A 13,579-nucleotide genomic window follows, 5' to 3' on the forward strand; every position below is an offset into this window, starting at 1 on the left:
TAAGTCATTGATTAAAATAAATTTAACTTAAAGACAAGTTTGTCAACATCAAGGGAAAACAATATAAATTCAGAGGCTTACATGGATTTTTGTGTTTATTACATTAGCAAGGCGTTTAAGATCATCTTTCAATTTCAAACTAATAATTCGCAATTAAATCATTGGAGTAATAGTTCCAATAGATGACCTTGCAAATATTAAATATATCATTTATTTAGATGCCATCTTGCATTAAAACTTTAATTAGCATCAAACCTTTAATGACAATTAAATCAACGTAAAATAAATAAAATCTCTGAAATCTTTTCCTTAATATAGGCTTATTTAAAAACCGACTTTTTATAAATGTCACCATTTGGTGCATGCAAGCACTAATATGTCGCAATCATTTAATTACTATTTTATTTTTATTAAATAGTTGAAAGGTAGATGGATGTCCAAGAAGGTAACGACTTTTATCTATGGCATCGAAGAGCACTTTGCACTATCTTTGTTGCCTGACTAGCTAATAATACAATAATCACTAATATGAATACCGCTTTGCTGACCATGTTTATCCCCACCTTTTTCTTTGTTTCTATCACGCCTGGCATGTGTATGACACTCGCGCTCACGTTAGGCATGAGCATCGGCTACCGAAGAACCCTGTGGATGATGGCAGGAGAATTAGTTGGGGTGGCGCTGGTTTCTGTCTCAGCAGTACTTGGTATTGCCGCAATCATGCTCAACTACCCATGGCTGTTTACTGCGCTCAAACTGATTGGCGCTAGCTACCTGCTCTATCTGGGAATTGAAATGTGGCGTTCACGAGGTAAGCTCGCAATCAATGTCGATAGTATTGATGTCCCGACTAGTGGTAACTGGGATTTGGTACTTCAAGGGTTTATTACAGCCATCGCAAACCCAAAGGGGTGGGCGTTCATGATTTCACTTCTCCCTCCGTTTATCGATCAAAGCACAGCACTCACGCCTCAACTTGTTGTTCTCGTCTCTATTATTTTGCTATTTGAGTTCATCTGTATGTCTCTTTACGCCACGGGTGGCAAAGGACTTAAACGTTTACTAGGCCAATCAAAAAACGTGCGCTTGATGAACCGAATTGCAGGCACTTTGATGATGGGTGTCGGTGTTTGGTTGTTATTGAGCTAATTCAGCAAGCAATGACACACATCTTAGATAAGTTCAAACAGACCATTCGTGAGGCACTCGATTTTCAGGCTCGCGTGTGGGTAGTAAACGTCTATACGGGAGAGCACAAAGGCGAGTCTTATGTGGTGAATGAGGACAGCTTTTCGGAACCATTACAGTGGATGAAGAAGAAAGATTATCAAGATGCCATGCTCACCAAAGTTGAATCGATGAAGCGTTCCCAAATCATAGAGTTCGATCTTGGTTCAGTGAAGCATCGTCTAATGCGCGTTAAGTAACACCTTCTTCTATTTTGTTTCTCGTTTTTCGTTTCTCTAGATAAAAAAGCGCCACTCAAGTTGAGTGGCGCAAGCACTTTTACCTTACACACCAAGCATTATGGCGCAGTGTCTATCTCTACCGGTAGGTAGTGTTTTGGTTCTAGTTTCAGCCATTCCGGCAAAACCGTACCAATTGAGATTGATGACCACGTACCCGATAGTACGCCAATGAACATCGCTGTTGAGAAACCAGCAAGAGCTGAGCCCCCCATTATCCATAGTGCTCCGACAGTGATAAGCGTTGTACCAGACGTCACCATAGTACGGGAGAACGTCGCCAGTACCGCTTCATCGTTAATTTGTTCCGTTTTCCAACTTTGCTTAGCAACCAGTAACTCACGAATTCGGTCTGCAATGATAATCGAGTCATTTAGCGAGTAACCGAGAATGGCGAGAATCGCTGCGAATACCGTTAAGTTGAATTCCATTTGCGTAATCGCAAAGAAACCAAGAACTAAAATAACGTCGTGCGCTAGAGCGAACAATGAACCACTTGCTAAGCGCCATTCGAAACGGAAACACAAGTAACCAAGGATTGTCAGTACTGAAACCAATAGTGCCAAACCACCTTGATCAAACAGGTCCTGCCCTACTTGAGCCCCAACGATACTGTTACTTACCACTTTCACTTCATGTGAGATCGGCTTAAGCGTCTCTGCCACGCTTGGCAAAGTTTGACCCTCTGTTGGTGCTGAGTAACGAATAACCCAACGACCATCCTCACCTGAACGTGTTACTGATGTTGATTCACCTAGCTTTGGTTGCAGTGCATTCAGTAAATCGTGATTCGTCAGTTGTTTATCAACCTTCACTTCGGTAACCATACCACCAGTGAAATCGAGACCTAGGTTCAGCCCTTTCATACCAAGGGCAACCAGCGCAATGACCGTTAGAACAACAGAGACAAACGTCGTAAAGTAACGAATCTTACGGATATTTTGTTTTAGCATTTCAACCATGATTTAAACCCTTACATCACGACGGCCATCGCGGCCCCAAATTAAATTAATCATTGCACGAGAAGCGAATACGCCAGTAAACATACTAGTCATCAAACCCAAGCCTAGTGTTAAGGCAAAGCCCTGAATGGGACCGTTACCGATCGCGTATAGAATCACTGCTGTGATCATGGTGGTGATGTTGGCATCAAGGATGGTTGCAAATGCACTGTCAAAACCGAGGTCAATCGCTTGAGCGAAGCTGCGACCCTCTCGCATTTTGTCCTTAATACGTTCAAAGATAATTACGTTGGTATCCACTGCCATACCTACGGTCAATACCAAACCGGCAATACCAGGCAATGTAAGTACCGCACCTGGAAGCAGCGCGATTAAGCCAAGCAAACAAAGCATGTTTGCACAAAGTGCTACGTTTGCAACCCAACCTAAACGACGGTACCAAAGCGCCATAAAGGTGAGCGTTAAGCCCATACCTAGCGCAAGCGCAGCAAAGCCGTTTTGGATGTTTTCTGCACCAAGAGAAGCACCAATCGTGCGCTCTTCAACAATCGTTACTGGCGCAGTTAGAGAGCCCGCACGTAGAAGCAACGCAAGTTGTTGTGCTTCGTCCATACTGCCAGCACCTGTGATGCGGAATTGACTACCAAGTTGAGATTGAATCGTTGCCACACTGATGACACGCTCACTACGCTCTGTCATGCCACGTTCATTTGTCTTGTACTCACGGTATACGGTCGCCATTGGCTTACCAATGTGAGTCGCCGAGAAGTCGCTCATCTTCTTACCACCAGCATGGTCTAGTGAGATGTTTACTTCTGACATGCCCATTTTATCAACACCAGCACGTGCGTTAACGATGTGCTCACCGGTTAGAACAGGACGCTTAGCGAGAGTCACAGCACGACCATCGTTATCTTTTAGGACAAGATCTTGACTACTGTGCGCTTGGCTTGCATCTTTTACTTCGTAGAACGCAAGACTAGCCGTTGCACCGATTACGTTTTTCGCTTGCGCAGGATCTTGAACACCAGGAAGCTCGATACGAATGCTCTCTTTACCTTGACGTTGAACCATCGCCTCGGTAATACCAAGTTCTTCGATACGACCGCGCATGATCTTCAAGTTTTGTTGTAGTGTTGTAGTTTGGAACTCTTGGATGTTTTGTTCACTTGGTTGAAGCTCAAAGCCACGGTCTGTGCTCGTCATTGTCCAACCGGGGTAGTTTTGACGAAGAAACTGGCTTGCTGCTTTCAAACCTTCTTCATTTTCACTGTTTACCGCAATGTGGTTGCCCGCTTCGGCACGAACCTGAACACCACGAACACGCTCTTCACGTAGGCTAGCTTTGATTTCATCAATCAGTGCATCACGTTGTTCTTCAAATGCTTTATTTACGTCTACGTTCAGTAGGAATTGCACACCACCGCGTAAGTCCAGACCCAGCTTGATTGGGCTAAAGCCCATTTCATTTAGCCACTCTGGTGCAACCGATACGTAAGAGAACGTAATGCTGTCGTCTTTGTTCAATTGTTCGTTTAACAGAGCCCGCGCTTTACTTTGTGCATCTTCGCCATCGAAAACGATTGTAGTTTGGCCGTCTTTCTCAATGATCTTCGACGCAGGAATGTGATGCGACTTTAATAGCTGATCCAATTGAACCACTGACATCGCACTGTTGTTTTGGTCAGCAAACGTTACCTGAATAGAAGGTTGCTCACCAAACCAAGTTGGGATTGCACTCAGGGTTAAGATGATAACGGTCGTAATCAATACGACATATTTCCATGCTGAGTAATGGTTCAGCACTTTTCTGGTTTTTTGTGGTTTCGGTGTTTTCTTCATGTAAACATCATCCCTTCACTAATCAGCGAAGATTCAAATAGTTAGATTCAAGACACGACAAAACAATTACCTAACTAAAACGCAGGTACGGAATGCGCAGAACGATCACTCGCCCTGTAAAAATGTTGTCGTGTTAAGAATGCACAAGATGTGCAGAGTGATGGTGTTTAAGCTGAAAACTGACTATTGAGGGCGACGTACATGGCATTGGTTTCTTTCCAACCAGAAATGCGATGGTCACTAACAAAATGATGAAAGGTAGATTGGTTTTGACGCCAACTGATGTCCATTAGGCTATAAGCATAGCCAGCATCAGCATAAAAAGGGCTGGTTAGGTCGCCAACGAAATCAACATGTTCGTCGTCGATATTCTCACGCAGGTGCGATGTCCAACGTTGAGAGTTAAAAATGGCAAATGAATCTTGGCTGGCGTGCCCTTCTGAAACTGGAGACTGAGTAGACTCTTCTGTCAGCTCGGAGATATCAACCGGAGAGTTCGTTGCAGAGTTAGCAACCGTAAAGGGTTGTAACTTAGAGAAATGAGGTAAGTGTGATTTATGTTCTAACTGTGCAGCAGAAACCTGCATTGGCGACAGCACCATTGCAAGTAGCAGCAAAAACAGTTTTCTAACGTAAATCCAAGGCATGATAGCTCACTTAAAACAAAACGAGCCGAGTTTACAACTCAGCTCGGAGATAGTATTCCTATTGCTTATAGTTAACAACTAAAAAGTTATAAATCTCTGTTTCCAACCTTGGAAAGCAACATCCACCAGCGTTCAGCAGGCATTCATCGATAGAATATTTCACCTTTATCGACATCTAAATAGATTTTGTTTTCTTGTTCTAGACCGCCGCAGTATATGAAATACACATTGCGCTTTTTATACGTCACAGAGCGAACCCAACCACCAAGTTCTTCGAAGTCACTAGGTGTACAAGTTTCGTCATCAAGCAATTGCTGCGTTTTATTTCGGAACATATCTATGTGTACTTTCAAATCATCGGACTTTTGCAAGTAACTATCCAATATTTCCAAGCGTTCTTGTTCTTTAATAACCGGTTGTGAATCGGATAGCCCTTTCGCGTCTACCCATTCTGCGGTTTCTTCCCCACCCTCTTCATAAACAATGTAATCCGAGAGGCGGAACCAACCATCTGCTTTCTCCAGTACCGACACTTTCTCACCCTTATACAAGGCATCAACAATCAATGATTGGTTATCGGGTTTGTTATACACGTTGATGCGGCGATCTGTGACATAGTATTCAGTGATCTCTGGAGCAGGCCCTTCCAAGTCCATAATAGGTTTTGGTTCCTCTTTCTGCTCCACCTCTTTTTCAGGCTTAGGCGGCGCTTCAGTGACGGGTTCGTCTTTTTGCATAAAGAAGAAGTAGTACCCTGCCCCAGCACCTCCAAGCAGCAATAAAATGACCAGTGCAATCAGTGCTTTCTTCATGTCCTATTCCTTTTCTTCTTTACGTTAACGACGTCGATACACCATCTATACTGATAGCAGATGCATAACTGACGTGAAAACAATGATGAACAAGCTCAAATGGATATTGATATTGCTCCTAGTTCCACTTCCAGCATTCCCCAATATTCAATGTGACCACACTTCGTGGAATGACAATCTTACCCAATTCAGTCGTTTAGAGTCCAATTACAATGAACATGCTCGTTTATTTAATGAAAGGCTACAAGAATACAACGATAGCAAGATGTACTCACAAACGTTTTCAACGGATGAATTAATCAATCTTTGGCGCACGCCTTCCAATAAAAACCGATTGAAAAAGCAATTGTTGGAATCTAAGGAGCAACGAGAAGATTTCATCGAAATGTCCCGCGCTATAAACGCCCTGATGCATCGCTCTCAAACCATCGCTGAAAATTGGAAACGCATTGTCTTTTATTGTCAAAAGGAAGGCACTAAGTCGAACGAAATCACCGCAAACTGGTATCTGACCAATACATTAGAAATGCAAAATGACTTCCGAATTTTGGCCGGAAAGTACCTCACGCTTGCCAACCAATATGGTATGGAAATCGACGCTATTAACTATGCACGAAACAGGTCTGATTGATTCTGTTCATATTGGGATTGTTCCCCCTCCAAATTGAGCAATTAATAATCAAACAGGTCATTTTATAGAGACATCCGTCACAATAACGCTTTACTTACGACCAGTTTTTGGGTAATTTACCCATTAACAAAATTTAATATAAAGTCACATTTGGCTGGAGATGATGCTACAAAAATGGTTATCAATCGATTAAGTAACAGGGATTGTCCTAATGCTACCAAAGCCAAGTTTTTGTCAGTAGTTAGGCACGTTAAACAGTTCGGTTCAATCAGTGACCTGGACCTTTGTAAAATCTTCGGAGAGACAATTTGGAGCGATGGGAGGGAATACCATTCAGCCGCGTTCTCATTTAAGGTTGATAGACACACAGGTAACTGTGAGATCTCAAAATACAAATACCAATAAGGCTTAAAAGAATCACCAAGCGGAGTCAGGAAACTGACTCCGTTTTTTATTGTTCGCTAAACGGAAGGCGATTTAATGTTTTGGCATAACAATAGTGAAATCGTGCTCGGAATACCCTTCAACCAAATAACTGTCCTGACATAACAGTCGGCAATAACGCAGTATTCCCTCTTTGTTGTGCGATTCAAGCATCTTCATACTCGGCAACTTTGCTTCATCCAATAAGTTAAACGCACAGGCTATCTTCGCCGCCCGATACATCTTCTCAATCATCTCGACAGTATGATTTGGATTAGCTGATTGATAATTCAAAGAGCCAGAAGCCAAGACATAGTCCGCACTCGGCAGCACAAGTTTGGAAAAGTCTCCTCGTATGTAATCCGCGTGTGTTTTAAAGACTCTTTGCCTAGCCACAGAAATGAACTGCTTCTGCTGGTCAATTCCGATATAGCCAGATAAGCAGATATCTTTTCGCTCTAAATATTCAAGTAAATCAGCATAACCACACCCGATATCTACAAGGCTCGCACCATCAAGCGGCAAATCATGACACAAGGCTTCAAAGCGACTTACTTGGCTAAACTTGTCCTGCCAACCTAATGTTTTTGCCTTGTCGTCACCAAATTGCTTATATCGTTTACGGTGATAATGAGCGATACGCAGCCTATCTAACCACTTCATGTTTACTTACCTTTCGAAATCACTTTATGATTTAGTATCAACTTAAGTTTGAGTATAAATTGGAAGATTACCATTACCCTTCACTTGTCGAATGGCTAAGTGCGTGTGGATGTCTTTTACATTTTCCAATCGCTGTAATTTTCGAGTAAACGACTCATAACCCGTCAGATCTTTGCTTACTACTTCGAGCAGATAGTCGTATGCCCCAGAAACAACATGACAAGAGATGACCTCTTCCATATCACCGATGGCTTGTTCAAAGTCATCAATAGAGGTTGCTTGGTGATTATTCAAACTGACCTCAACAAACACCGTCATCGCGATGCCCGCTTTATCACGTGAAATCATTGCCCTATAACCACTAATGACCCCCTCCTGCTCTAGCCGTTTGATCCTTCTTGCACAAGGTGAGGCAGAGAGTCCGACTTTATCTGCAAGCTCACTCGTCGTCATCGTCGCGTCTTGTTGAATCAAATGAAGTAATTGGCGATCTATTTTATCCATTCCATCATCCATGCCAAATTTCACCAATAAAAGCTTTCATTGAGATTAAAATCATCAATATTTAGCAATCTAGCGCTATAGTTTGCCACCATTAATCGTCACTTTCATCCGATAATTAACACATTATTCACAAAGTATTGGACACATGATGGCTTTAGGATACGCCGCGATGCTCACCACCCTTTTTCTTTGGGCTGGTTTTTTTCTGTCCCTCAAAGGCGGGGCGATTTCTAATCTTGAGCCAGCAGACATTGCTCTCACCCGATTTCTCGTCCCGGCCTTAGTCTTATTTCCATTCGTCATCAAATCGATGGATCACGTGCGCGCGGTCCCCAACAAATACCTCCTCGGTATCCTTCTTGGCAGTGGCTTGCCTTACTTGTTGATTGTTGGCACTGCAATGCAGTTTGCCCCTGTCGCGCATGGCAGTGCTCTCGTCCCTGGAACCTTACCTTTATTTGTATCTGCTATCGCGGTAATTTGCTTTCAACAACCACTCAGCCGACATCGAATTATTGGTCTCTCGGCGGTGTTGTTTGGTATAGCTGTTTTTTTATTGTCCAATTTGGGAAGTGAATACAATTGGCCTCAACTTAAAGGGCATTTTTTGTTTTTGCTGGGTAGTTTGATGTGGGCCACGTTTACTATCAGTGCTCGTGTAGCAAATTTGAGTGCACAGGTTTGCGCTGGGTTTGCATCGATCATCTCGTTTGCGATGCTTATCGTTGCCATCGGGTTTGGTTGGACAGACAGTTACCTCGCCATCACCTCCTTAAGCAAATGGCCATGGAGTGAACTCCTTGGACATATCTTACTGCAAGGCATTGGGGCTGGGTTAATTGCCTCTTTCACTTTCCTCTATGCCGTAAAAAACATTGGGGCAGAAGCGAGTGCAGCCTTTGGTTCCTTAACCCCTGTGCTCGCGACCTTGCTGGCGATACCGGTTTTCAATGAAAGACCAGACATCTTAACTTGGTGCGCACTCTTTTTGGTTACGTGTGGCAGCATCGTGGCAAGCAATGTTTTAATGAAACAAGACCCTGGCCAAAAATATCAGCCCCCCGTTCACAGATAAGAATAAAATTGCATGACTTTTGTCTCCGACTATTGAAAGCCAAAACGGCGTTTTGATAACCTGTTGAGCATAATAAATTACAACGTCAGATGTTATGCCTTCAACTCACAGCAAAGACGAATTACATCGATTTTTAAAAACTGGAATGCGCCTCTGGGTTAACTTCGAGTTCAGCTCGGAAGAAAAATACAGTTACGCTGCGACTTATATTGGATTGAAAGAAAACGCTTATATCATTCTCGATATTCCAACACGCCTACTGGAAGAACAAGCACTCCGTAAGCTCAACAATGTCGATGTGGTCATCCGAGGCGTTTCAGATACGGATTTGGGACACGTGATTGCTTTTAAAACCAGCGTTCTGATGAATATTCTACGTCCATCTCCGTTGTTGTTTATTCGTATTCCAGCCACATTCGCGACCAAGCCCGTGCGAGAACATGAACGCTACAAGCTACAGCTGGATTGCGCTATCGACCATATGAACAATAAATACGAAGGCTGCTTGATTGATTTCTCGCTATCCGGTTGCGGGATCTCAACCATGATAGAACCAGAGTTCTTAGTAGGTGATAGGATCACGATAGACTCACCTCTAAGTGGTTATATTGATGATGACAATCGCTGCTCCGTTGCAAACATTAAAAAGCTTGCCAAGGGTTGGATTATTGGGGTGCAATTTGCGGAACCTTTGAATATGACGGAAGAACTCAAAACAGAGCTGCTTGAACAATCCTTTTCTGCAGCGACAATATAACTACTCAGTAGTGTCAACGATAAAAGGGGCAACTACGCCCCTCTGTTTCGGTTTTTAATTACGTTCTTTCTACTAAGAATCGCTGCTTGAAATCGACAAATGCCTCGTGCAATGCGTTCTCTTTGATCGGCTTGAGCAGCACATAGTTCGCCCCTGCTGCCATAAATGCATCGCTGGTTTCTTTTGCAGTATCTGCAGTACAAGCGTAAATAGGCGTGCCCAGTCGTAAGTTCTGACGTATCTCGTGCGTCGTTTCGATACCACCAAGGTGCGGCAGTTGATTATCCATCAATATCAAATCGTAATTATTGTCAGACAGATATTCCATTGCCTCTAAACCGTCTTTCGACCAATCCACCTGCATCTTGTATTTCTTACAAAATGCTTGAAGGATAAAGGCATTGGTATGATTGTCTTCCACCAGCAAGACTTTTAAGCTTTCATCAAACAAGGCTTCTGGTTTCACACGCTGACTGGCATCCAATGGGCGAAGTACACGCGCTCGGTCTTTCACAGGTAACGTGACGACAAATGTGGTGCCATGCCCTTTACTACTACGAACTTGGACGTCACCATCTAACATATCGACGAGGTTTTTTACAATCGTCAATCCAAGGCCGCTGCCGCCATATTCACGTGTGGTTGTTGCCTCTTCTTGAACGAAAGGTTCGAACATTTGGTCAAGCTTATCCGATTCAATACCAATCCCTGTATCGATGATCTCAACAACCAAGACACTGTTCTCTGCGCCATAAAATTGCTCTAATTCTGCTTTTAGATGAACGCTTCCTGATGGTGTGAACTTCACCGCATTACTGACCAAGTTAAACAAAATCTGATTGAGTCGAACTTGGTCAGTAAAGATCTCGACATCTTGATCGAGCTTGTTCTCAATGATGAGTTCAACGCTCTTGTTATTACAAATTGGACGATAGATGTTATCTAGCGTGCGAATGGTGTCATTGAACGAAAACGGGTGCTTTTGAATATTGAACTTACCTTGCTCAATCTTGGAAAAGTCTAAGATATCATTCAAAACTGCCAATAAATGCTCACCACTATGGCAAAGCACATCGATTTGATTCTTCTGTTCTTCGGTTTCTACCGTGTCTTTTAATAACTGTGCGACACCCAAAATACCGTTGATTGGCGTTCGAATTTCATGGCTCATCTTTGCGAGGAAATCAGCACGAGCTTGCGCGGACTTCTCTGCCTCACGCCGTGCAATGTTACTCTGCTTTTCGGCTTCGATGAGGGTCGTGATATCTTGACCCTGAACGATAATGCCGCTGATATCACCATCAACCCGGATTGGCGACAAATTCCAACGGTATATCTTGTTGCCAATAGGTACGTTAACCCCTGTCAATGTCGCCCCTTGAGCAGCCATTTTCAGGTGTGGGGTCAGTTTCTCTTTGAAACCCTGGAAAACCGGATGCATGGTTTCATGATCGTCGTCTATCACCAACTCTTTGCGAGCAGCAGGGTTCATCTGAATCAAGATACTTTCTTCCGACCATACCATGATCGGCGATAGTGCGAAGTTGAAGAGATCTCGGAAAGATTTCTTTTGCGCTTCTAACTCTTCAAAGGTACTTTCCAACGTCGAACCAATGTGGTCAAACTCCTCAATGTTCGAACCGTTAAATCGTTCGAACCCTTTCTCTTCTCGAGCTGAACGTGTGTAAGACATTAGAGATTCCAGTTGAGCCGATACCTTGCTCTCTATCCATTCTTTGGTCAGTAAAGCAATCATGACCATACCGATAATGGAAGCCAACATGGCTAAAATGTGTTGAATTTGCAGTGTCACAACACTGTGATTGTCTTGTACGGTAAGTAAACAAAGCTCAGTGGTCACCGCATTGACTTCAATTGGCGTTTCAATCACGAGCAATTTATCGAGTTTTTGTTGTGACCCTTTACGTTGCAAAACGTCAGCCACACTGTATGACTCATCCCCAATTAGAGAATTCGCTAGTGGGGCATTATTCGCTATCAAGAGGACGTTATCGACGTTACTTTCGCTTTTGAGTTTATCCATTAAAGCGAAATTATTATCCAGAACAACCGCATTGAACGAGAAGCCCAGCACCTCCCCGGTCGGAGGGTCTAAAACCGGAACACGACGAATCAGCATGTGCCTGGAGCCGATAGAAGTCATCACGTTGACGTAATACCAGTTGTTACTAAAAGTCACGCGGTTTGCCAGACTATCGAGAATGAGGTCATTCACACCGTAAAAATGCGCATTTCCATCATCCCAAATGATGCCTTGGTGATCAGTCAGGAAGCGAAACTCAGGTGTATGGGACGGATCACTTTGGTCAATACTGAGAAAAAAGAAATTTAACGCGTCCGTATTTCGGTCGGCGTAAAAATTACGGATCACTTCACTTTTCGTATTGCTATCGTGATGAATTTGAATCGCCGCAAAATGGCTATCAAAAATGTTGTGAATCAATGCGGAGGTTTGCTGCTTAGTCCTGTCCACTTCCTGCCAAATAATTTGTTTGGAGAAGTAATAGCTCTGAATGAAAATCCCTAGAATGATCGGAGCAAGGACAAGAATGATGATCTTTGTAATAAGCGTCGCGAGAGAGCGACGCTTGTTTGGGTCTGATCGTGTTGTCATCAATTATCTGAGTATCTAAATGCGCGCTTTTTAAGTGCTTCGATTCTTTCCGGTGAATCCGCTTTCGTGACAATTTCAAAATCACCGGAATAAACGGTAGGAACTGGTTTTCCTTCCAAGTCCCATTTAATGGCTTCTGCCATCGCGATCCCTGTATCATCATTCATACGCATCACAGTAATGTCTAGGTCACCTTTTTGAATGGCATTAAGCTCTGCAGAGCCACCACCCCATCCGTTGACCATGATGTCATCTCGACCGAGCTCAGACAGTGCATCGACAGCGCCTAAAGCCACATCAGTTGAGCAGGCGTAAATAAAATCAACATCTGGGTATTTTGCTAAGCTCGCTTTCGCAGCATCGTACCCAGATTGTTTTGTCGCTTTCGTGTAGTACGCTGATTGTAGTTCAAAGTTATTATCACGGTTAACTTGGTGAATAAAAGTATCACCTCTTACGTCGCTAATGTAGCCCTCAGAGAAATAAAGTACGCTGTAATAAGTGTGTTTTGGGAAGTACTTTCCGAATTCCGTTGCTAATTCTCGGCTACCTTCCGCATGGTCAAAACCGACATATAAGAATGGTTGATGCTTATCCCAAGCACGAACAGGCGTGGTGATGTTTTGTAAAATTAACTTAGTATCTGTTGAATCCAAAACGTGCTCAACAAACTTGCGGTGTCTGGTGGTATCCAAAGTAAAGATTAAGTAATCGGACTTACTTTTTAACGCTTCCATCAAAGACAAACTTTGTTGCTTGATATCCGCATTTGGACGAGTAAATACTTGGTTTATTTGATAGTTGATGTTCAACTTATCTAAACGTTTTTCAAACGCGGCAATGTTTCTTACCCAGTAATCGGACACTTGTTGACCAGGATACACAACCGAAATTTTCAATGGCCGCTTTCTCGTTTTTGAGAATGGAACAGGGTGCTCACGAACCGCTTCTGCCAAGGCATTGGTCAGTTTTCTTTGCTCTGGAAACTCATCGAGAAACTCTTGGTACGCCCAATAGCCATTAAGCACTTGTGTAGCATTTGAAATGGGTGAAAAACCGATCATAGAAATCAGAGAAAATAGTAACGCTTTTTTCATATGTTGCTCTTTTAGTTTTTATGGAGCATGTCGCAGCTCTATATTATTACCTAGCCGAGTCATCC

General features: G+C 43.1%; 13 protein-coding genes. 5 read left to right on the top strand and 8 right to left on the bottom strand.

Annotated features, from left to right (window positions below):
• The first annotated feature begins 528 nt into the window (after positions 1-528).
• Both C1S74_RS23950 and C1S74_RS23955 read left to right on the top strand, forming a co-directional pair.
• Entirely contained in the window at positions 529-1,149 is a 621-nt protein-coding gene (locus C1S74_RS23950; protein ID WP_045398397.1) for a LysE family translocator, read from the top strand.
• Between the two features lie 11 nt (positions 1,150-1,160).
• On the top strand, positions 1,161-1,427 hold the full coding sequence (locus tag C1S74_RS23955) for a hypothetical protein (protein ID WP_045398917.1): 267 nt from the start codon (positions 1,161-1,163) through the stop codon (positions 1,425-1,427).
• Positions 1,428-1,525: 98 nt separating this feature from the next.
• Here the strand turns inward: C1S74_RS23955 and secF are convergent, their stop codons facing one another.
• From secF to C1S74_RS23975, 4 genes are all read right to left on the bottom strand, one after another.
• Entirely contained in the window at positions 1,526-2,428 is a 903-nt protein-coding gene (gene secF, locus C1S74_RS23960; protein ID WP_045398400.1) for a protein translocase subunit SecF, read from the bottom strand.
• 3 nt (positions 2,429-2,431) lie between these two features.
• Positions 2,432-4,270 (bottom strand): protein translocase subunit SecD, encoded by a 1,839-nt coding sequence (gene secD, locus C1S74_RS23965; protein WP_045398402.1) that lies wholly within the window; start codon positions 4,268-4,270, stop codon positions 2,432-2,434.
• Positions 4,271-4,437: 167 nt separating this feature from the next.
• Positions 4,438-4,917: a hypothetical protein gene (locus tag C1S74_RS23970; protein ID WP_045398405.1), complete on the bottom strand. Its 480-nt coding sequence runs from the start codon at positions 4,915-4,917 to the stop codon at positions 4,438-4,440.
• Positions 4,918-5,060: 143 nt separating this feature from the next.
• A complete protein-coding gene (locus C1S74_RS23975; protein ID WP_045398407.1) occupies positions 5,061-5,729 on the bottom strand; it encodes an SH3 domain-containing protein in 669 nt (222 codons plus the stop codon).
• Positions 5,730-5,811: 82 nt separating this feature from the next.
• Between C1S74_RS23975 and C1S74_RS23980 the strand changes: the two genes are divergently transcribed.
• Positions 5,812-6,360 carry a hypothetical protein gene (locus C1S74_RS23980; protein WP_045398410.1) on the top strand — a complete coding sequence of 183 codons (549 nt, stop codon included), beginning with the start codon at positions 5,812-5,814 and terminating at the stop codon, positions 6,358-6,360.
• A gap of 477 nt (positions 6,361-6,837) precedes the next feature.
• Here the strand turns inward: C1S74_RS23980 and C1S74_RS23990 are convergent, their stop codons facing one another.
• Positions 6,838-7,446, bottom strand: a complete 609-nt coding sequence (locus C1S74_RS23990; RefSeq protein WP_045398412.1) for a class I SAM-dependent methyltransferase — start codon at positions 7,444-7,446, stop codon at positions 6,838-6,840.
• A 42-nt stretch (positions 7,447-7,488) separates the two neighbouring features.
• A complete protein-coding gene (locus C1S74_RS23995; protein WP_042604487.1) occupies positions 7,489-7,950 on the bottom strand; it encodes an Lrp/AsnC family transcriptional regulator in 462 nt (153 codons plus the stop codon).
• Positions 7,951-8,098: 148 nt separating this feature from the next.
• Here C1S74_RS23995 and C1S74_RS24000 point away from each other — a divergent pair, with 148 nt between their 5' ends.
• Both C1S74_RS24000 and C1S74_RS24005 read left to right on the top strand, forming a co-directional pair.
• The gene (locus C1S74_RS24000) at positions 8,099-9,025 is read left to right on the top strand and encodes a DMT family transporter (protein ID WP_045398919.1); all 927 of its coding nucleotides are present in this window, start codon (positions 8,099-8,101) and stop codon (positions 9,023-9,025) included.
• A 94-nt stretch (positions 9,026-9,119) separates the two neighbouring features.
• The gene (locus C1S74_RS24005) at positions 9,120-9,782 is read left to right on the top strand and encodes a flagellar brake protein (protein WP_045398415.1); all 663 of its coding nucleotides are present in this window, start codon (positions 9,120-9,122) and stop codon (positions 9,780-9,782) included.
• A 58-nt stretch (positions 9,783-9,840) separates the two neighbouring features.
• Here the strand turns inward: C1S74_RS24005 and luxQ are convergent, their stop codons facing one another.
• Positions 9,841-12,417 carry a quorum-sensing autoinducer 2 sensor kinase/phosphatase LuxQ gene (gene luxQ, locus C1S74_RS24010; RefSeq protein WP_045398417.1) on the bottom strand — a complete coding sequence of 859 codons (2,577 nt, stop codon included), beginning with the start codon at positions 12,415-12,417 and terminating at the stop codon, positions 9,841-9,843.
• Positions 12,417-13,514 (bottom strand): autoinducer 2-binding periplasmic protein LuxP, encoded by a 1,098-nt coding sequence (locus C1S74_RS24015; RefSeq protein ID WP_045398420.1) that lies wholly within the window; start codon positions 13,512-13,514, stop codon positions 12,417-12,419. Before C1S74_RS24015 ends, luxQ begins: the two co-directional genes overlap by 1 nt.
• Between the last annotated feature and the right edge of the window lie 65 nt (positions 13,515-13,579).

It is taken from the genome of Vibrio hyugaensis (genome assembly GCF_002906655.1).
GTDB lineage: Bacteria > Pseudomonadota > Gammaproteobacteria > Enterobacterales > Vibrionaceae > Vibrio > Vibrio hyugaensis.

Coding starts and splice junctions, on each gene's coding strand:
- C1S74_RS23950 (WP_045398397.1), top strand. CDS start 529: ATGAATACCGCTTTGCTGACCATGTTTATCCCCACCTTTTTCTTTGTT.
- C1S74_RS23955 (WP_045398917.1), top strand. CDS start 1,161: ATGACACACATCTTAGATAAGTTCAAACAGACCATTCGTGAGGCACTC.
- secF (WP_045398400.1), bottom strand. CDS start 2,428: ATGGTTGAAATGCTAAAACAAAATATCCGTAAGATTCGTTACTTTACG.
- secD (WP_045398402.1), bottom strand. CDS start 4,270: ATGAAGAAAACACCGAAACCACAAAAAACCAGAAAAGTGCTGAACCAT.
- C1S74_RS23970 (WP_045398405.1), bottom strand. CDS start 4,917: ATGCCTTGGATTTACGTTAGAAAACTGTTTTTGCTGCTACTTGCAATG.
- C1S74_RS23975 (WP_045398407.1), bottom strand. CDS start 5,729: ATGAAGAAAGCACTGATTGCACTGGTCATTTTATTGCTGCTTGGAGGT.
- C1S74_RS23980 (WP_045398410.1), top strand. CDS start 5,812: ATGATGAACAAGCTCAAATGGATATTGATATTGCTCCTAGTTCCACTT.
- C1S74_RS23990 (WP_045398412.1), bottom strand. CDS start 7,446: ATGAAGTGGTTAGATAGGCTGCGTATCGCTCATTATCACCGTAAACGA.
- C1S74_RS23995 (WP_042604487.1), bottom strand. CDS start 7,950: ATGGATAAAATAGATCGCCAATTACTTCATTTGATTCAACAAGACGCG.
- C1S74_RS24000 (WP_045398919.1), top strand. CDS start 8,099: ATGGCTTTAGGATACGCCGCGATGCTCACCACCCTTTTTCTTTGGGCT.
- C1S74_RS24005 (WP_045398415.1), top strand. CDS start 9,120: ATGCCTTCAACTCACAGCAAAGACGAATTACATCGATTTTTAAAAACT.
- luxQ (WP_045398417.1), bottom strand. CDS start 12,417: ATGACAACACGATCAGACCCAAACAAGCGTCGCTCTCTCGCGACGCTT.
- C1S74_RS24015 (WP_045398420.1), bottom strand. CDS start 13,514: ATGAAAAAAGCGTTACTATTTTCTCTGATTTCTATGATCGGTTTTTCA.